The 20,739-nt window shown below is 29.5% G+C and carries 17 protein-coding genes and 1 pseudogene; 11 read left to right on the top strand and 7 right to left on the bottom strand.

The features are described from left to right. Positions 1-81 precede the first annotated feature (81 nt). The 6 genes from ACM0IS_RS02730 to ACM0IS_RS02705 form a co-directional block, all read right to left on the bottom strand. Complete coding sequence (locus tag ACM0IS_RS02730) at positions 82-582, bottom strand: adenine phosphoribosyltransferase (RefSeq protein WP_416755961.1); 501 nt, start codon at positions 580-582, stop codon at positions 82-84. Positions 583-585: 3 nt separating this feature from the next. Beyond that, positions 586-2,391: a translation initiation factor IF-2 gene (gene infB / locus ACM0IS_RS02725; RefSeq protein WP_416755960.1), complete on the bottom strand. Its 1,806-nt coding sequence runs from the start codon at positions 2,389-2,391 to the stop codon at positions 586-588. Beyond that, the gene (locus ACM0IS_RS02720; protein ID WP_416755958.1) at positions 2,375-2,665 is read right to left on the bottom strand and encodes a YlxR family protein; all 291 of its coding nucleotides are present in this window, start codon (positions 2,663-2,665) and stop codon (positions 2,375-2,377) included. The genes infB and ACM0IS_RS02720 overlap by 17 nt, the downstream gene beginning before the upstream one ends. Further along, the gene (locus ACM0IS_RS02715) at positions 2,649-4,328 is read right to left on the bottom strand and encodes a NusA N-terminal domain-containing protein (protein ID WP_416755957.1); all 1,680 of its coding nucleotides are present in this window, start codon (positions 4,326-4,328) and stop codon (positions 2,649-2,651) included. Before ACM0IS_RS02715 ends, ACM0IS_RS02720 begins: the two co-directional genes overlap by 17 nt. Before the next feature lie 9 nt (positions 4,329-4,337). After that, on the bottom strand, positions 4,338-4,769 hold the full coding sequence (locus ACM0IS_RS02710) for a hypothetical protein (protein WP_416755956.1): 432 nt from the start codon (positions 4,767-4,769) through the stop codon (positions 4,338-4,340). Between the two features lie 153 nt (positions 4,770-4,922). Beyond that, on the bottom strand, positions 4,923-5,948 hold the full coding sequence (locus ACM0IS_RS02705) for a S66 family peptidase (protein ID WP_416755955.1): 1,026 nt from the start codon (positions 5,946-5,948) through the stop codon (positions 4,923-4,925). 280 nt (positions 5,949-6,228) lie between these two features. Here ACM0IS_RS02705 and secDF point away from each other — a divergent pair, with 280 nt between their 5' ends. The 8 genes and pseudogenes from secDF to ACM0IS_RS02665 all read left to right on the top strand — a co-directional run bounded on the left by secDF (position 6,229) and on the right by ACM0IS_RS02665 (position 15,814). Beyond that, a complete protein-coding gene (gene secDF, locus ACM0IS_RS02700) occupies positions 6,229-8,826 on the top strand; it encodes a protein translocase subunit SecDF (RefSeq protein ID WP_416755954.1) in 2,598 nt (865 codons plus the stop codon). 120 nt (positions 8,827-8,946) lie between these two features. After that, complete coding sequence (gene obgE / locus ACM0IS_RS02695; protein ID WP_416755953.1) at positions 8,947-10,212, top strand: GTPase ObgE; 1,266 nt, start codon at positions 8,947-8,949, stop codon at positions 10,210-10,212. 289 nt (positions 10,213-10,501) lie between these two features. Beyond that, positions 10,502-12,097 (top strand): annotated as a pseudogene (locus tag ACM0IS_RS02690) (IS1634 family transposase). A gap of 182 nt (positions 12,098-12,279) precedes the next feature. After that, positions 12,280-13,113, top strand: a complete 834-nt coding sequence (locus ACM0IS_RS02685; protein WP_416755951.1) for an ABC transporter ATP-binding protein — start codon at positions 12,280-12,282, stop codon at positions 13,111-13,113. Positions 13,114-13,115: 2 nt separating this feature from the next. Further along, the gene (locus ACM0IS_RS02680; protein WP_416755949.1) at positions 13,116-14,570 is read left to right on the top strand and encodes a hypothetical protein; all 1,455 of its coding nucleotides are present in this window, start codon (positions 13,116-13,118) and stop codon (positions 14,568-14,570) included. 14 nt (positions 14,571-14,584) lie between these two features. Further along, the gene (locus tag ACM0IS_RS02675; protein ID WP_416755948.1) at positions 14,585-14,803 is read left to right on the top strand and encodes a hypothetical protein; all 219 of its coding nucleotides are present in this window, start codon (positions 14,585-14,587) and stop codon (positions 14,801-14,803) included. A 482-nt stretch (positions 14,804-15,285) separates the two neighbouring features. Further along, on the top strand, positions 15,286-15,570 hold the full coding sequence (locus ACM0IS_RS02670; protein ID WP_416755947.1) for a hypothetical protein: 285 nt from the start codon (positions 15,286-15,288) through the stop codon (positions 15,568-15,570). Beyond that, positions 15,545-15,814: an IS3 family transposase gene (locus ACM0IS_RS02665; protein WP_416755946.1), complete on the top strand. Its 270-nt coding sequence runs from the start codon at positions 15,545-15,547 to the stop codon at positions 15,812-15,814. Before ACM0IS_RS02670 ends, ACM0IS_RS02665 begins: the two co-directional genes overlap by 26 nt. Positions 15,815-15,978: 164 nt before the next feature. Here the strand turns inward: ACM0IS_RS02665 and ACM0IS_RS02660 are convergent, their stop codons facing one another. Continuing rightward, a complete protein-coding gene (locus ACM0IS_RS02660) occupies positions 15,979-16,788 on the bottom strand; it encodes a hypothetical protein (protein ID WP_416755945.1) in 810 nt (269 codons plus the stop codon). A gap of 213 nt (positions 16,789-17,001) precedes the next feature. Here ACM0IS_RS02660 and thrS point away from each other — a divergent pair, with 213 nt between their 5' ends. The 3 genes from thrS to ACM0IS_RS02645 all read left to right on the top strand — a co-directional run bounded on the left by thrS (position 17,002) and on the right by ACM0IS_RS02645 (position 20,731). Beyond that, on the top strand, positions 17,002-18,747 hold the full coding sequence (thrS, locus tag ACM0IS_RS02655) for a threonine--tRNA ligase (RefSeq protein WP_416755944.1): 1,746 nt from the start codon (positions 17,002-17,004) through the stop codon (positions 18,745-18,747). A gap of 169 nt (positions 18,748-18,916) precedes the next feature. After that, a complete protein-coding gene (locus tag ACM0IS_RS02650; protein WP_416755943.1) occupies positions 18,917-19,360 on the top strand; it encodes a hypothetical protein in 444 nt (147 codons plus the stop codon). A gap of 48 nt (positions 19,361-19,408) precedes the next feature. After that, a complete protein-coding gene (locus tag ACM0IS_RS02645; protein WP_416755942.1) occupies positions 19,409-20,731 on the top strand; it encodes an IS3 family transposase in 1,323 nt (440 codons plus the stop codon). Positions 20,732-20,739: the final 8 nt, after the last annotated feature.

The raw sequence follows: 20,739 nt of genomic DNA, 5'->3' as shown, positions 1-20,739 counted from the left end.
ATTTTAAAATCTCATAGGTAATACCTATGGGATTTTTCTTTATAAGAAAGTTATAAAAAATCAGCCATTTGGCTGATAGTTTTACATAATTGAATGTATTTTAATGTCTCCTAAGACTTTTGCTCCATTTAGTTCAGGAATAACTGCTAAGACAACTAAATCAGTTACTTCAATGCCTTGATTAGCTAATAAATCAACAATTGCTTTAGTAGTTCCACCTGTTGCTAAAATATCATCAATAATAACAGCTTTAAGTCCTGGTTTAAGAACTTCTGCTTGAATTTCTAAAGTGTTATTACCATATTCTAAATCATAGTTTTGTTGAACTACTTTACCGGGCAATTTACCTTTTTTTCTGACCATAACAAATGGTTTTTTAGCTTTATATGCCACAGGGGTACCGAAAATAAACCCTCTTGCGTCTGGTGCTACGATAATATCTGCATTAGCTACATATTTACTCATTTGATCAATTACATAGTTAAATGCATCTGGATTATTAAGCAATGGCGCAATATCTTTAAAGATAATTCCTTTTTTTGGAAAATCCGGAACATGATTAATAAATTTTTGTAAATCCATATTTTAGTTTACCCTTACATCTTCGTAAAATTCTAAAATGTCATCTTCTGCAATATCATTAAATCCTTTAATATGTGTACCGAAATCTTTACCTTTAACAACTTCTTTAGTGTCGTTTTTATCACGTTTTAGCGAATCAATAACACCTTCGTAAATTGTCTTTCCAGATCTAGTAACTTTTACTTTGCAGTTTGCTTTTACAGAACCTGAGTCACACATACATCCAGCAATTTTACCGACTTTTGAATAAAAGAATACTTTTATAATGTGAGCTTCACCAATTTTACGTTCTTCATAAACTGGAGCTTTTTCACCATCTAACATAGTTTGACAGTCTTCAATAATTTTATAAATAACATTGTGCACGATTAATGAAACGCCTGCACTGGCAGCATTTTGTTTAATATTAGGGGAAACTTTTAAATTAAAGCAGAAAATTGTAGCATTTGATGCTTTTGCTAGTAATAAATCAGTTTCATTTACATTACCTGCTGCAGCTGAAATTACTTTGATAATAGCTTCATCATTTTCGAGCAAGTTAATTTGATCTTTTATAGCTTGTGATGTACCATAAACATCAGATTTAACAATTACATTAATAACTTTTTTACCATTAATATTTTCTTCCACATTACTTTGTGAATAAAGTAGATCCATTTTGTCTGCATTAGCTTTTTCTTGAGCTAACTTTTTAGCAAATTTTTCATCATTAAATCCAATAAAACGATCTCCAGCATCTGGAACATAGTTAAGACCAGAGATAATACCTGGAGCACCAGGAGTAACTTTTTCTATTGCTGCTCCATTAGAATCAAAAATCATTCTAACTCTTCCGTAACGTGAACCAGCAACTAAGAAGTCTCCTTTATATAAAGTACCATTTTCAACAATTATTGTTGAAACTGAACCGATTCCTTTATCAATTCTAGACTCAATTACTGTACCAATTGGATATCTATTTGGGTTAGCTTTTAAGTCTAAAATATCTGCAAGTAACATAATGGCATCAAATAACTCATTAAGTCCTTCACCTTTCATGGCTGAACCATAAACAATTTGAGTGTCTCCACCATATTCTTCGATTAAAACATCATTTTCAGCAAGTTCACCTTTAATTCTGTCAACATCTTTATTAGGCTTATCCATTTTGTTAACAAAAACAATAATTGGTACACCTGCTGCTTTAGAATGTTCAATAGCTTCTTTAGTTTGAGGCATAACACCATCATCAGCCGCAACAACTAAAATAACAATATCAGTTACTTTTGCACCACGCGCACGCATTTGGGTAAAGGCTTCATGCCCTGGTGTGTCAAGGAATGTGATTTTATTCCCTTTATAATCAATTTGATAAGCACCAGTATGTTGTGTAATTCCACTACTTTCGGTAGCTACAACATTTGAGTGTCTAATTTTATCAATTAAAGTAGTTTTACCATGGTCAACGTGTCCCATAACTGTAATGATAGGTGATCTACGCACTAAATCTTGTTCATCATCAGTGAAGTTAACTTCATCTAAGAAGTTAGAACCATCAATATTAGTTTCTTTTTGGAAGTCATATCCATAGTCTAAACAAATTTCAGCAATTTGTTCCTCATCTAGAATCGTATTAACATTGCACATCTTCCCTTGCATGAACATCTTCTTGATGATTTCATTAGCTGAAACATTAATTTTTTCAGCGAAATCAGCAATAGTCATTTTTTCAGTAAAGATAAATACACCATCTTTTAATTCTGTTTTTGTGTTTGATAACTGTTCTTTAATTTCATTTATGTTTGAAATTCTATTATTTTTCTTTGCCATAAAGCACCTCCTTTAATTGTTCCTCTATTTCTATGTAAACTTCAGGACTTATATTTGTCCGGAAAACACGATTTAGAGCTCTGGTTTTCTTTATGTAATTTCAATTTTCTTGTGTAGGGATGAAATAAGCCCCTCTTTTTAGTTTGTTATGATCTAAATCCAATTCAACTAGATTAGTTTCTTTATCAAAGCTAAATCTTACTAATTTATCAATTGGTGTAATAGCATTAGTCGCAATACACTTGCGAGTGTAATTTTTATTCTCAGTCATCATCAACTAGTTCTGAAACATCTAATGAATCAGCTAATCCATAAGATGCTAGATCATCATCAACTTTGAAATCTTTAAGTTGTACTTTAGAATTTTTGAATTCATTTAGTACTTTCTTAGTTTTAGCTTTTGTTTCTTCTTCAGATACTTCTGTTTTTACTTCATCTAATTCGTCTGAATTTTCTTCACCATATTCAACATCATATTTTTCAATTTCGCTAATGAAATCGTAACTGTCAATGTTATCGAATTCATCTTCAATTTTGATAGCTTCTTCATCAAATAAAGTGTCAAGATCATGCATGTTGATTGCGTGTCTTTTAGCTGCAACTTTTTTCACTGCTTTAACTGTTGGAGTGGCTTCTGGGGCAACTTCGTTTCCAAATTCATCTAAGCTGTGGTTGAAATCGCTAAATAAGGTATCTGTATCAATGAATGAATCAAGATTGTTAAGCATTTTAGTTGCTTTTGAATTCTTGTTTCTTTCTGTAGTTTTGAAGTAGTGAGTATCAAATTGTTCAGCCTTCTTAAATTCAAATCCTCTTTCAATTGCATCACTAGCTTTAATAACTGTGATTTTGGTATTAGTTAATTTAGAAGCTAAATCAATGTTAATACCTTTTTTACCTATAGCGATGTTAATTTCAGCATCACGAGCAATTGCATAATATTTAACTGTATCTTCTTCGTTTCTAGCAATAACATCTAATACTTTGGCAGGTAATAAAGCGTTTTTAATGTATTCTAAGATATCGTCAGAATAATTAATTAAGTCGATTTTTTCTCCACCAAGTAAGTCAGAAATAGCATTTATTCTTACAGAATATTCACCTAAAACTGTACCAATTGTATCGAAGTCAAGCTTTCTGTCTGGATTCTTTCTTAATGCAACTTTAGCTCTTAATCCAGCTGATCTTTCAATTGCAACTATTTGTAAGTCACCATTTTGAATTTCAGGGATTTCATTGAATAGTAAGTCGAATAATTCAGTATTTGAAGTTGTAGATACTTGTACAATACTTAATTTTGAATCTTCGTTAATTGCGTCAATATATACAGGGATAAATTTACCTGGTTGTAAGTTAAGTTTTTCATTAACTTTGTTTTGTGGTAAAAAGGCTGTAACTTGGTCTTCAAATGAAACATTGTAAGAACCATTTTTATTTCTTGTTAAAACTTTAGCATCAACTCTTTTACCTAGTAATTGAGAGTATTTAGCAATAATTTTAGTTTTTTCCATTGCTTTGAATTCTTGTTTGTAATCATTTAAGATTGCAACATTAATTCTGTTTGGCAAGTCAGCAAAGGTAAATGGAATTCTCACCATATCACCAATTTGAACTTCTGGGTTAAATACTTGAGCTTGTGATAAAGGAATGCAAATTAGTTTTTCTTCAGGTGTTTCTTCATTGAATTCAAAATCATCTTCAACTACTTCACCATTTATGTTAAACATTCTAACTAATTTATTTTCGTGATCTGCTTCAAGCACAATTTCGGCACCTTTGTCAATGTTTTTAACAAAGGCTCTTTCAGTTGCTTGACGAAAGATTTCCATGATGTCTTCGAATAAGAAATCATTGTGTGTAGCAACTTCTTCGATTAATCTAAATAATTGAAATTCTTCAGAATTGTTAACTTCTGGGGTTGTTTTTTTAGTAGCCATAATGTCCTCTTAAAATTTTATATATTCGCTAATTTCAGATATATTAGCTTTTTCAATCTTGATTTTTCTGATTCTGCCTTTTTGATTTCATTCAACTAGAATATGATCATTTTCAATTGATAGTAATTTAGCAATTAATTCAGTTAATCCATCAAATGGTTTAATTAATTTAATATCTAAATATTTATCAATAAATTCATGAATGTTATCAAATGTTACAGATAGGTCTGTTCCTTTAGATAACACTTCTAAAGCAAAATCATCTGTGAACCAGCTTTGTGATTCTAGATAAGTTGAAATTTCTCTTGAAATTTTTTCAACTTCATCTAAATTTGTAGAATCTACTGTGATAGAAAGTGTTTTTCCGAACACTGGATCACTTGTTATACTTGCGTATAAAATTTTAGGAAACTGTTCTTTTAATTTGTTTTCATTAAACATTTTTCCTCCTATGTAAATGATAAAGAGTTGCTGAACCAGCAACTCCTTTCTTTAACAATTTAATTTATGTATATATAATACAATAAAATGTTGAATTTTTATTTAAATATTTATTTTTTTAAGGCTTATATAGTAGATATTTAAGTTTTTTTATTATTTTTCAAATTTAATAATTTGCTTGTTGGCATCAACTTTTGCTTTAAGTCCAAATGGAATAATGCATCTTGGAGCTGCGTGTCCAATATTGACATTATATAAAACAGGAATATGATTTGGTACAACATTTTTAATAATGGCTTTATACTCTTCATAGTAAGCTTCATCCTGAGGTTTACCTATAAGAATCCCATTAACTTTATCAAATATCCCATATGATTTTAAAGACTGTAACATAGTGGAATAATGTTCAGGTGATGATTTGGTTTCAGCTGTTTCTAGTAGTAAAATTTTATTTTCTCATTTATCTAAAGAAGGAAAGATTTGATATTTTGAAGTTATTTCATATGCAGGTGATTGAGGATCTAAAAAGTTACTATAAATAGACTCAATGCAACCTCCAAGAATTTCACCTTCAAATTGTGCCTTACCTTGCAATAATTCAAATCCTTTAATATTAGGAAAACTTTCGCGACTTGTATTAAGTGCTGAAGGTCCAAAATCACTTCTTTCTTTATATCAAGTTTTAGCAGGCGTAATTTCACTAATTGTGTTTAAAGTAACTAATTGATCAAAATAATGTTTTGTATAAGGCAACATATTGGTATCTAACTCACAAATGTCAGTAAGAAAAGCTTGCCCGTAAAATGTTTTTAGTCCTAGTTTATTGAGTAAAAAGTGATTTACTGTGGTATCAGAGAAACCTAAAAAGGCTTTAGGTTTTAAATTACTTGCTAATCTATCTTGCTCCATTAAATATGGAGTTAATAAATAAGTATCAAATCCTCCAATTGCACATAAAATAAGATCGACTTCAGGATCACTAAAAGCACTTATTAAATCTTGCGCACGCGCTTCTGGATGTGCTTTCAAATATTGAATTCCTTTTAAGGCATTTGGCATAATTTTAACTTTAAGCCCCATTTGACTTAGACGTTTGAGTCCCAAATCTAGTTCATGTTTAACAAATGATTCTCCTAGTGCTCCACTTGAAAGTGAAACAATTGCTACTGTTTTTATCATATTTCTCCTTACGATACTTCAATTGTAACAAATTCTAGATTTAGCATTCAAAATATATCGGGCAGCTATAATTTACCTATTTATTTTTTAAACCTAGTATATAGGAATAAAAGTATTTTTACTAATTATAAGAGCAAATAATAACTAAACTATAAAACCTTTAAAGATAAAAACTTTTGAACTTATATCACTACAAATGGGGAATTAAAGGCAAAATAAGTGCCTTAGCAGCTATATTCATTATGAATATAGAGTTTTTTTGCTAAAATATATACTAGTTATGAAAAAGAGATGAAACAAATTTTTAAAATTAAATAATTTTAAGAGATTGATAATCAGTTTCATCACTATAGTCTCAGCAATATTAGCAATTGTTTTTGGTAGTGTATTCTACATAAATAAAAATGTTAATAAGTCAATTGAGTATGGTGGAGGAATTGAAGTACTTGTTCAAGTTAAGAAAGATGGGCAGAATGCTGATAAACAATTAACTGAACAAGTTAATAGATCTTTATTTGAACGTTTAACTGGTGGTACTGGACTTAATGGTATAACAGTATCCTCAGAAGGTGAAGGAAAAATTAGAATCACTAAGAGTGGAGCTATAACTGATTCACAGCGTATTGAATTCGAAAAAGAAATCGTTGATAAACCTATTTTAACCATAACTAACGCTGACTTACAACCATTGTTTTATGATGGCGTTTTCAAAATAGGGAATCCAATCAACTCTCTTGATGCTAATGGTGGAACTCCAGCCAACTGGATTCCTCCATTCAAGCAAAATTCAGCAGCTGTTTCTTCAAACACCCAAAATGGTAAAACTTCAGTTAACTTAAAACTAGCTGATAAGGATGCCATTTTCCAATGAACCAAAGCAACTGAATATGTTTCTCAGTTACAAGATCACAGAATGCTAATGTGATTAAACATTGAAAAGCTACTTAAGTTAGCTCAAGATAAATATCCAAGTGATTGAGAAGCTTCAGGTCACAACTTATGAAACTTTATTCACGTTAATAACCAACCATACAGTGTGATTATGGGGATTAATGGACAACCTCAAAGAGTACCAAACATTTTAAAAGAACATGAATTTAATGCTAAAGAGTACTTAATTTCTGATGCTAGTGTTAATGGTCCATTAAACACTGCAGATGTACAAATTTCAGGAAACTTTACACCACAAGAAGCTGGTGAATTAGCTGGAAAAATTAACTTTGGTCTTAGTGACTATGAGCTAAATGTTCTTTCAAACATTTACTTAAATCCAAACTTAAATTCAAATGCATTTAATTATGCAATGTATGCTGGACTTGTAATCTTTAGTTTAATTTCAATCTTCATGATGGTTAACTATGGATTATTAGGTGCCTTAAGTACAATTTCAATTGCACTATATATATTCTTAACATTATTACTATTTACAGTGCTTCGTGGTGAATACTCACCTGCAACAATTGCTGCTTTAATTATTGGGATCGGAATTAGTGTGGACGCTAATGTTATTACTTATGAAAGACTAAAACGTCAAGTCTACACTGGAGATTCCTTGAAAAAATCCTTTAGAAATGCTAATAAACTATCGCTTTCTTCAATTCTAGATGCCAATGTGACAACTATTATTGTTGGATTTATCCTCTTTTACTTCGGAACTAAGGAAGTAAGAGGATTCTCAGTTACTTTAGTACTTTCTATTCTATTTACCTTGCTAGTTATGCTACTATTTTCTAGATTCTTAGCAACTATGTTAGTTAACTCTGGATTACTAGATGATAAGCTTTACTTACTAGGTATTAGAAAAAGATACATTAATAATAAAACTAAACTTGGTGTTGCTGTTGAAAACAACAACTACCTTAAACAATCAAAATGATTCGCTTTAGGATCATTAATCTTTATGCTAGCTGGAATTATAGTATTTGCATCTATATCTGGAGCGCATAAAGATATTTGGGCAGGATTTAATCGTTCATTAGAATTCTCAGGAGGAACTAATATCACCATTACTTCTGATATCGGCGGACAATTAACCCAAGCTCAAGCTCAAGCTATTCAACAAGCTTTATTAAACAATAGTCAAGCGCTCAACATTCATAATGTTGACTCAATTATTTCACTAAATAAAGTCAGCTCAACTAGTGATAACTGAGCAATTTCAATTAAGACTGCTCAAGAATTCTCACTAACTGAATTACAAAAGATTAAGGAACTAATCCTAGCTCAAGACTCTGCTCTTAAGATAATAGATTACTCTATTTCATCTACTGAAGCCCAAAAATTAGTGCTTAATGCAGTAATTGCTACTGCAATTGCCTTTGTTGGAATTGTGCTTTACTTACTATTTAGAATGAGCTGAACATATTCAATTGCAGCTATTATTGGTCTGCTACACGATTTCTTAATGGTTATGGCCTTTATTGTAATTACTAGATTACAAGTCTCAACTATTATTGTAGCTGCTATGCTTTCAATCCTTGGATTAAGTATTAATGATACTGTAGTTACATTTGACAAAATTAGAGAAACAATTAAAACACAATATGTTAACCAAATTTTAGGAAAAGAAGATATTACTAAAATTGTTAATAGCTCAATTGCTGAAACCATAAAGAGAAGTTTATATACTTCAGGAACAACTATTTTAGCTATTCTTGTCTTACTATGCTTCCACAATGCTACTGATTTCTCATTTAACATTGTTATGTTATTCGGAATTAGCATTGGGGTATATTCATCAATTTACATTTGTTCATGAATTTGATCTAAACTCGAATTACATCGTCAAAAAGTTAGAGCCAAAAGAATTGAAACTGGATATTGAGACATCAACCATCCAGATGAACAAACTTTTATTGGAATAAACGACTATATCTAATAAAATCAATGAATAAAAACAGCAGATTTTATTGCTGTTTTTATAATCTTGCCAAAACCTTATATAATATAAGCAAGTAGGAAGAAAATAATAAAATAAATAAACCCAAGGAGGGAAATTATGGCTAAATTTATCGATGAAGTTTATGTAAATATTCAAGCCGGACGTGGTGGAGATGGGATGGTCTCATTCCGTAGAGAAGCCCACGTTGATAAAGGTGGTCCTGACGGAGGAGATGGTGGACGTGGAGGAAACGTTTACTTCGTCGGGGACAGTGGTAAAAATACACTTCTAGCCTTTTATAAAAATAAACACATTGTTGCCAAAGACGGGATCAAAGGTGGACCTAAAAATCTTTATGGCGCTAATGCCGAAGATACTTATATCAAAGTACCAGTTGGAACTTTGGTTTACAATGGTAAAAAGTTAATTGCTGATGTTATTGAAGCAAACGTTCCATACTTAATTGCCAAAGGTGGTAAAGGTGGAAGAGGAAATACTAAATTTAAGACTGCTAAAAATACTGCACCAAGAATCAGTGAAAATGGAATGCCTGGAGAAAAATTTGAAGCTCACATTGTGCTAAAAATTCTTAGTGATGTTGGGGTGGTTGGTAAACCATCAGCTGGTAAATCAACATTTTTAAATGCTATTTCTAATGCAAAAGCTAAAGTTGCTGATTATGAATTCACTACTTTAGTACCACAACTTGGAATGGTGCAATTCCATGATGATTCCTTTACTGTAGCTGACTTACCTGGATTAATTCAAGGTGCAGCACTTGGAAAAGGGCTTGGAATACAATTCCTTAAACACATTGAACGTTGTAGAGTTATCGCTCACATTATTGATTTTGGTTCAGAAGAAAAAGATCCAATTCAAGATTTTGAAATCATTAATAATGAGCTTAAATCATATAATTTAAAACTTGAAAATAAACCTCAATTAGTAATTGCAAATAAATCTGATTTAGAAGCTTTTGATGCTCACCTTAAGGCATTTAAGGCTAAATACCCAAATATTGAAGTAGTAACAATTTCAGCAATTTTCCATGAAAACTTAGATGAAGTTAAGGCTAAATTATGAGACATGATTACTAAACATAATTATGAAACAATCGAAGAAGTGCAAGAAGAAGAAACAGTTATTGAATATGAACCTGACTATGTAATTAAGAATCCATACAAAGGATACTTTGAAATTGAAGGTAAAAAAGTTGAAGAGCTTTACAATCGTATCCCAATTAACACTTTTGATAACTTAGTAAGATTTAACAACATCTTGAAAAAAATGGGTGTGTGAGATGAACTAGTTCGTATGGGAATTGAAATAGGAGATACTGTAAGCATCTACGGATTCCAATTTGAATGAACTGATGAAAGATAATTTTAAATAATTTATAATGCTGCCAGCTGTTGCTAGGCAGCTTTTTTATAACTTAAAGTGCTAAAAAGGCTACTAGCTAGAATTAAAAGTAATGTGGAACAAAAAAGTTCCACCTGCGTTTCCCACTTGGGCCAAATATAGTCGCTTTTTAGGTGGCTATATTTTTGAAAAAAATATAAATATTATGCTACTATGCTACTAAATGTGGTATAATATATTCATGAAAAAGAAGAACCTACATGAAATAAATTGAATAATTTCAAGATCTAAAAGACAAAAAGGAACTTATATATCTGTTGGATATCAAAGCACAAACAAAACAGGATATGCTGTAAGATTCGGGATAGGATATGAAGAAGATTTTGATAAATACCAAGAAAATTCAGTCGAAAAAATAAAACAAATTATAAAAACTCTTCCTCTCTCAATGACAAAAGAAGAGGTTATTAATGAAATTAATAAAAGATCAAAAATAAAAGCCCTAAAATAAATGAGACATATGAAAAATTTGTTGGATTCGACTTAATTTCTCGATTAATTGATTACTTTGATATTTTCAAGGATTGTAAAACTACAAAATCAGTAAGTTTAAATGATGTTGTAAAGCAACAAATATATCAAAGAATTAAAAATCCACTTAAGTGTTTATGCTACATACAAAAATGCAACTAAAGAAAAACAAGATTTTTATTCTAAAAATTCGTTTTATAGATCACTAGAATATATTGCTGATAACAAAAATCAAATACTTAAGCAATATAAATGAAACCATGAAAAATGAGTACAAAAGAGATGTAAGTATAGTTTGATTTGACTCAACAACAGCTTATTTTGAAACATTTAGTCGAGATGGTTATAAGAAACCAGGTTATTCAAAAGATGGAAAATTTAAAGAAGACCAAATCGTTATTGGACTCGCCACTGATAGTAATGGTATACCAGTGCACTACAAAGTTTTCCCCGGAAATACAGCTGATTCATCCACTTTTATTCCTTTTATACTTGAACTGCAAAAATATACAACATAACCACAGTTACTGTTATTGCTGATAAAGGAATGTCTGTAAATAAAAATATAAGATTTTTAGAAGATAAAAAACTAAATTACATTATTTCATACAGAATGAAAAAAGGTTCAAAAGAATTCAAAGAATATGTTCTTAGTGAAAAGGATTACATTAATGAAAATGGACTCTTATATAAGAGCAGAGAGATAATATCTCTATACCGTAATGGAAGAAAAAATGGTCACACTAGAAAACAAATAATCACTTTTAGTGAAAAAAGAGCAAAAAAGACTATGAAGATAGAAAAATTCTTATTGATAACTTCAATAAGAAAGCTAAAAATGGAAAAGTGTCATATGAAGATATGGTTGGAGGAAAGAAATATCGTTTCTTTAAACCAACAGATAAGTCAGGTTTTTATGAATTAGACTATGATAAAGTCCTAGAAGATGAAAAATTCGATGGATTTTATGTTTACGAAACTAATAGAGTTGATCTTAAAGAAACTGAAATCGTTGAGCTATATGCAAAACAATGACAGGCTGAAGAAAACTTTAGAACATTAAAAGGCGCATTATCATTAAGACCAATGTATCTTTCTACATGAAAAAATATACAAGGATATATTTGTTTATGTTTTCTTTCTTTAGTAATGTTAAAATTCCTTACCTATAAAATTAATGATTTTTTAGGTCTTGCTAGAAGGATAAAATGACTACATCTAGAATCATTACTATGATTAATGATGTTAAACAAGTTGAACACTATTTTGACAAAAACTTATAAATACAATCGAAATTAAAAACCCAGCCTTACAACAAAGCTGGGAAGACTACCAATTAATATTAAATATTTTTAATCATTTAAATATTAAATAAAGTTTCAAGCCAACTACAGCATTCACTGTGGCTGGTTTATTTTATTATGCTACTGCTGGGAAACGTAGGAAAAGGCTACTAGCTAGAATTAAAAGTAATGTGGAACAAAAAAGTTCCATATTTTACATTCTTTTGCCTAATATGCAAAATAAATTTATAATTTAAATAGATAAGGAAATAAAATGAATAATAAGATAGCAAAAGTACAAGAAATATCTCGAGATTTTTTAGCTGACTTAGAAAAACAATCACAAAAAGTTGAACTCTATCAAGCTGTTAAAACTCGCGAATTCAATTTACCAAAACTCATTACAATACAAAACGTTAGTAAAGAATTTTCGCTACGTCATAATAAGAAATTTTATGCTGTTAATGACATGAATTTAACCTTATACCAAGGTCAAAATGTAGCTTTACTTGGTTCGAATGGTGCTGGAAAAACAACAACTGTTGAAATGATAGTTGGAATTTCAAATCCAACTAGTGGTCAAATTATTTATAACATGCAAGAAGCTAGCAAAATTAATAATGCTCTTATCGGCATTCAATTTCAAGATTCTTCCTACCCACAAGGGTTAACAGTCAAAGATGTTATTGTTTCTATGAAGAAAATTTATGGATCAGCATTAGATGAAGCTGACATCGAAAACTTAATAAAAATTTTTGGAATTGATGAATTTATTTTCAATAAAGCTTCAGCACTGTCTGGTGGTCAGCAGCAAAGATTAAATGCCTTGCTTGCTATTATCCACTGTCCAAAATTAATAATTTTAGACGAACTAAGCACTGGGCTAGATATAAAAATCAAATCTCGTTTAATTCATTTTATTAAGAAGTTTGCAATTGCTAATGAATCTTCAATCTTATTAATTTCACACGATGTTAATGAAGTTGAAATAATTGCTGATCGAATTGTTATTATGCATAAGGGAAAAATCATTTATGACGCATTAAAAGAAGAAACAATAGCTGAATTTGGCTCAGTTGCTAAATGCTTGGATAAATACATAGGATAGATATGAAAAGTAAAAGAATAAAATCACAATCTGAGAATACATTTAATGGTATTTTCTCATTAATTAACATTCACTTTTGAAAAGCCTTCGTAGGGCCCTTTTTCGCATTTGGCTATCCTATTATTTTTATTGTTGTTTGTGGGCTAATCTTTAATTATCCAATGATTGCATCATCTTCATTAACAATTGGACCAGTTGCAATTGCCTGCGTTTCACTACCTACTGCTATTTTTGAATTTAAGAAGTCAACATTATTAAAAAGAATTGGTGCAACTAAAATTAAACCTTTAGTTTTCTTACTGTATGTAGCTAGCTACTATTTTATAATTATGTTTTTATCTGGACTATGAACATTGTTTTTTACATTTATTATTTTCGGACCTGATTATTTCACACAAGGCAAAATAGTATATAGCAAAGTTATTGGAGGAGTAAATTACAATGTAACTTTATCTTCATTAAAACAAATTTTTGAACAGATAGAAATAGGTGGATTAATTTATTCATTATTAACTTTAACACTAGTTTCTTTAGCTGTCGGTTTATTTATAGTTTCGGTTTCTAAATCAATTTTAATGATTCAAGCATTGGGATCAACTTTATTAATTATTTCCATGTTTTTAACTGGACAAGTATTCCCTATGGTTGCAGTTTCTGAAGTAAAAGGAATGTGATGATTTTCATATATATCGCCTTTTAAATCTTCTATTACTCAAAATAAAATGGCTTTCGAAGGAAGTGCATACCTTACATCGGTTATAAGAGTGGGCGATAATGAAATAAATTTTGCAAGTAAAGATGCACCAGCAATTTATGCTTTAAATGATTATATTTCTTATTTAGAATCAGTTGCTAAATATACACAAGCTTTAAAACGTTTCCCATTATTGCAAGGTAATGAAATCAAACCAGAAATTGATCAATTATTACACCATATGCATAATATTGCTACAAATGAATTTCATAATGTAGCATTTGAAAAATACAATATTTTTGACATTAATAAAACTTATTATTCTATTAACTCATTAAAAACAGTACAACCGTTAGTAGTGCTATTTCAATCAGCTCTTACAGAGACAGTAAATACAAGTTTAAAAGATATTCTAGCAAATGGAAAAGGAATGAATAATAATAGCATCTTATTTATTCAAAATTTAGCCTTAGGAGCAAATGCACCAGTTGAGCGCCAAGATGCTTTCAATGCATTGATTCAAAATTTAAATGCTAATAATTTAAATGATACTACTAGTCAAATAGTTAATTGAATCAAGGTACGTCCTGATTTCAACACTGATTTAAAATCATTTATTTTGATAGGCAATAAAGCTATTTCTCAAGATGATTTAATTCAAATTGGCTCAAAAGCAGAAAATATTATAAATTTAATTTTACCTTACTTATGAAGTAAACTAGGACACATAAAGTTGACAAGAAATTGTCAGCTTTTTATATAAACAAAGGAGAATATATGGGTAGACACATAAAACCATTAGAATGACTAGAACTAATAAATATGTACAACAACAATGTGAAATATAATGAACTTTATGAAAAGTATTTATCTATGATCGATGAGGAACATACTGAAGGAAGAAAATATAGTTTCTTTAAAACTTTAAGGTATAGAACAAAACTATATAATTTAGGCATGACATATTCTTTAACTTCAAAAAGGATCCAGCATTAAAGAAAAAGCGTGGAAGACCTAAAAACCAAAAATAAAAAATGAAAAAGGTGAAATAAATTGAGATGCAATACCTATCGAAGACTTAAAAGAAATTGCTAAAAGATATTACGAAATAACCAATAAACTAGACAAAAAATCGCTTATATCAGAAGCAGAAAAATTAAATATCCATAATAATATAAAATTTGCATTATTTAACATTAGTAGACAAACTCTAGCAAAACGTAGAAATGCAACGACTAAAACTGCAAACATTGATAAAAGCATATGTAATATTTACAAAGAAGAAATTGCACAACTTAGATCTAAATACAAAAATTTTGGTAGAGAAAACTTGCTCAATATCTTAAAAAGGACTATGGTATAGAAGTAAATAGTAGAACATTAGGAAGATATTTATCCAAAAATAATATGAATTCTCACATTAGAAAGCCTAAAAAGCAAAAGAAATTAAAGACACTCGTTTTGCAGGTAAAGATTTAATGAAAAGAGATTACAATGACATTTCAGGTCAAAATATTAAATCTACTGATGTTACATATATCCCTGCTACTAAAGATGCACCCCAAAATCATATTTATCTATCAGTTGTTATGGATAATAAAACAAAATTAATTATAGGATATAAATTTTCTTATTACAATAACATGGATCTAGTGATGGATACTATGCTTAAGTTTACCTTTAAATGAGCCTACTTTTATAATGCATTCTGACAATGGATTTCAATATACCCACGAAATGTACAGGAATTTAATTGAAAGTAAAAATGGTAAATGTTCATATTCAAGAACAGGTAATTCATTAGATAATAGAGAAATAGAATATTGATTTTCAATTTATAAAACAGAATTTTTGCCGTACATAGATTGTAAATTGCTTACATTAGAAGAGTTAGATACTCTCACGGGTGAATTTATTAATTTTTACAATAACGAAAGAATACAGTCAAATTTAGAATGAAAAACACCAGCGCAATATGCACTGATGTACAAAAATAATTTTTTGTAAACTTTTAATGTCCTAGTTTAGAAGTGTTGTATTATTTGGACTTTCAGCAAAATCATTTAAATGATCAACACGTTAATTACAAGTGCCTCGGCACTTTTTTATATAAAAAATGCCAATTATAAACATTAATTGGCACATAAAATATTTTAATAAGCTTTATATTATTATTTTGCTGCATTTACTAAATCTACAGCGAATTTAAGAACAACATTTAAATCAGCACTGTCAAGTTTGCTAAAATCTAAGTTTGCTTTTTGAACTTTTTCATTATCTTTGTACTTTAATGAATCTAGAAAAATAGATGTAGATAATTCGCTAGCTTTTTCTTCTTCTGAATATTTATTATCTTCGATGAATTTTTTAATTTTAGCTTCTATTGAATCCCCAGCTGTTTTTTCAATTTTATCAACTATTGCTTCAATACCTTCAACTTTTTCAATTGCATTAATTTTTTCTTCAGTAACACCTTCTGCAAGCTTAAGTTCCTTTTCGTCTTTAAGCTTTAGATTTTGTTCTTTTTGATATTGAATAATATTTTCTAGTGCTGTAATTTTAGCATTAAGTTCTTTAAGTTCAGCTTCTTTAGCAGCTTTTTCATTTGTTAATTGTTCTTTTTCGGCTAAAAGTGCTGCTTTATCACTGTTTGCTTGAGTTAACTCAGCTTCTTTAGCAGCTTTTTGACTGTTTGCTTCGTCTTTTTCTTTATTAGCATTAGCTAATTCAGCTTCTTTAGCTGTTTTTTCTTTAATTAATTGTTCTTTTTCAGCTAAAAGTGCTGCTTTATCACTGTTTACTTGAGCTAATTCAGCTTCTTTAGTAGCTTTTTCATTAGTTAATTGTTCTTTTTCGGCTTTTAAAAGTTTATTAATTTCTTTATCTTTTTCTTTAGTATCGTTACATGCAACAACAGATAATGGAGCTGCAACTGCACCCGCAACTAATGGAAGTGAAAAAAATCACTTTTGTTTCTTCATTTTTCTCCTTGGTTAATTTTGTATTCTAAAATGTTATAAAAATAATCAAGTTATAACATATTAATTTTATCAATATAAATTTAAATTTTTTTATATTTATACGAATTTTACTTATAATACTAAAATATAGACTTATATATTTAGAATTTATATTACTTTAGCGCGATATATACTAAAAAAAGTATTATAATTTCACTAATTTAAGGAGATACAATGAAAGCAAATAAACTTTTAAATCACACAACAAGCCATTTACTTGGTGCAGCAGTTGAAAAACTTTATCCAAATGTTAAATTAGGATTTGGACCTGCTACAGATGAAGGATTTTACTATGACTTCGAATTCGAAACACCATTAAGTGACACAGAATTAGTTAAAATTGAAAAATACATGAAAAAACTTGCTTCACGTAATTTAGTTATGAAACAAGTTTCAATAGATGAATATGATTTTACTAATAAACCTTATAAACAAGAATTATATGATGAACTAGTAGCAGCCGGAAAAAATGTTACTTTCTATGCTCTAGTTGATCCACTTAACAACGAAACAGTTTTTGTTGACTTATGTGCAGGTGGGCACGTAGAAGATACTAAGAAAATTAAATACTTTAAGCTTTTATCACTAGCTGGTGCATACTGGAGAGGAAATAGCGACAATATCCAATTAACAAGAATTTATGGTACTTCATGAGAAAGTCAAGCAGAATTAGATGCGTACCTAGAAATTTTAAAAGACAGAAAAGAAAGAGATCACAGAAAAATTGGGAAAGAACTTAAACTCTTTACATTTAACAAATTAGGTGGTCAAGGATTACCATTCTGACTTGAAGATGGAATGTACATTCACAATGAAATCAGAAACCTTGTGCTTAAAATGGATAGAAAATATGGATTTACTGAAGTTTTAACTCCTCACTTTGGAGAAGAAGAACTTTATGAAATCTCAGGGCACTTAGCTCACTACAAAGATGATATGTTTAGACCTATTGTAGTTGAAAATGAACGTTTAATTCCACGTCCAATGACTTGCCCTCACCATATTTTATGTTACAACACAGAAAAACGTTCATACCGTGATTTACCTATTAGATATTCAGAACAATCACAATTATACAGATATGAAAAATCAGGTGCACTTACAGGACTTGAACGTGTAAGGGGTATGTTACTAACAGAAGGACACTTATTTGTTAGAAAAGACCAAATCGCTGAAGAGTTCAAATCAATGTACCAATTAATTAAAGAAACTCTTGAAATTTTCAAAATACAAATTTCATATGTTTCACTTTCATTAAGAGATCCAGAAAACAAAGAAAAATACTATGAAGATGACCATATGTGAAATGAAGCAGAAAATCAGCTTCGTGAAGTGCTTAATGAATTAGGTGTTAAATATGAAGAAAAAATTGGTGAAGCTGCCTTCTATGGTCCAAAGATGGATATTCAAATCTTTACAGCTTTAGGACATGAAATTACTGTTTCTACTTTACAACTTGACTTCTTACTACCAGAACGTTTCCAAATTACTTTCACTAACCAAAATAATGAAGAAGAACGTCCAGTTATGATTCACCGTGGATTAATTGGAACATATGAACGTTTTGTTGCTATTTTACTTGAACAAACTAAAGGTGTTTTACCATTTTGACTTGCACCTAAACAATTTACAGTTATCCCTGCTACAAATAATGCAGAAGACATTAAATATGCTCGAGAAGTAAATAAGATTTTATTTAACGCAGACTTTAGATCAAAAATTGATGATAGAGACGAAAGATTAGGCAAAAAAGTTCGCGAAGCTCAAATGTCTAAATCTAAATTCCAAATTATTTTAGGTGAAAAAGAAAGACTAAGTGAAACCATCTCATATAGAGAATATGGAAAAGAAGAAACTGTTACATTACCATTAGCTGATTTCATCCTACAAATGATGAGATTGAGAGACTCTCGTGGATAAACGAAAAACTGTCACCAAAACAACCAAAAGAAATTGATATACAACATCATTTTATATTTACTTAATTATCTTTAGCTTATTGCTAATTTTAACTAGTGGTATTATCATCCCTTGAAATGTTTTTATACCCAATTCAAACTACCAATTGCCTCTTTGGGCAAGAATAGTTATGTCAGTGGTTTATGGCTTTAGTGTGGTGATATATGGATTTATTCTAGCTTGAAATAAAAAACTATCAATTTATCGTTTTTCAAATTATATTTTTATTATCGGAATTGTTTTAACTCTATTTTGAATTCCACAATCTCACACTGTTAAAGGTCCAGATAACAAAGAAGTTTTTGAAACCAAATGATTAGTTTTCCCATTTGATACAGTACTAGTTTTCTTACTTTGTGCAGTAGCTTATTTAGCTGCTACATTTACATTAAATGAAAAACTAATGGACAAATTAAGACAAATGTTTGGTAAGCAAAAAGCTTTTCTAGATAACAATGATCTAGACTTTGGAACTAAAGAAGCAGATACAACAACTTCTACTACTCAAACTCAAAACCTGGTTGAGAAATTAGATATGACTAAACAAGAAATAGAAAATATTGATCAGAAATAATTCATCCTCTTGGGTGGATTTTTCTTACGCTCGAGTTAATAAAGGTATTTGGGACAACTAAATGGTACAAATATCATGGGACAATGACACGGAATTAGTAGATTTTCTAAATCATTATTGCTTGTTACACAAGATGTAGAATTACAAGAAATTTATAAAAAAGAGCTTGAATGAGGATGAACTGAAGCAAAAAACTACAGAAATGGATTTGATCAGTTCAAAAGAAACACATTAAGATACACGAATAGGAAAGTTATTGAATTTTTACCTTATAATACTTATAACAATAAAAAATATAAAGAAAGACATTTAAAAAGTATGAATGCAGGTAAGAAAAAGAATAAAGATCGTCATATAAAAGGTAAAACAAATATCTCCCAAAAAGATTATGACATCATCTTAAATGTATTATTGGATGAATTATTAGGAGAAGATTCTACTAAAAAGGAACGTAATAATAAAGTTTCCGAAGTAATAGAAAAGATCAAGAATAAGAAAAACAATTGCAGTGCATCTATAAGTAGTTTATGTAAACTTTTTGGTATTTCACGCTCAAGATTTTATGATAGAAAAGATAATGTTGGTTATAAGAAAAGAAAGGACTCTAAAGTCACAGAAATTGAGATGATTGCTTTAGTAAATGAAGTTTTCAACCAACATAAAGGTAATATAGGGTCAGATAAAATTTCTGGCTTAATTAAGAAAGATTATGGAATTAACATATCACAACCAACTGTATCTAAAATAATGTCAAATTCACATTTATGTGTAAATAGCACTAAAAATAAGCCTAAAAAGTTTAAAGAAGATAAAAATACAAAAGACGATTTTGAATATTTAGTAGATTTTGAAAAACGTCAAGAATTAAAACCTTATGAAGCTGTTTCTGCTGATTTTATGATTATAAAGAATAAGGACAAACATTATCATTTGCACATGATTGCTGATATTAAAACGCACAAAATTGTTGCATATACATTAAGCGATAATCAGTCAGCAAGTATTGTTTATAAAGACATCACTAAATTAAAAGATTTGAATGTAAAAATAATGAATACCGATCACGGTACTCAATATTTTGAAAAGAATGTAAGAACTTATTTAGAATCTATAGGTGTTAAACAATCTATGGGCAGAGTAGGCCATTCAAATGATAATTTATGAATAGAATATATTTTTGGAAGAATTCGTGAGGAACTTTTCTCTCAATATAATATCAACAAACTTAACATAAAATATGTAAAACGATTAATCGATAACTATGTTGAATATTGAAATAATGAGAGACCAATTAAAACACTAAATTATATGAGTCCGAACGAATATATTAATTTTTTAAACGAAAGGAACTGTCCTGAATATCTTTATTAGTTCGGCTT

The organism is Mycoplasma aquilae ATCC BAA-1896 (assembly GCF_048074525.1).
Lineage (GTDB): Bacteria > Bacillota_I > Bacilli_A > Mycoplasmatales > Metamycoplasmataceae > Mycoplasmopsis > Mycoplasmopsis aquilae.
This window is presented reverse-complemented; position numbering and strand designations above follow the sequence as displayed.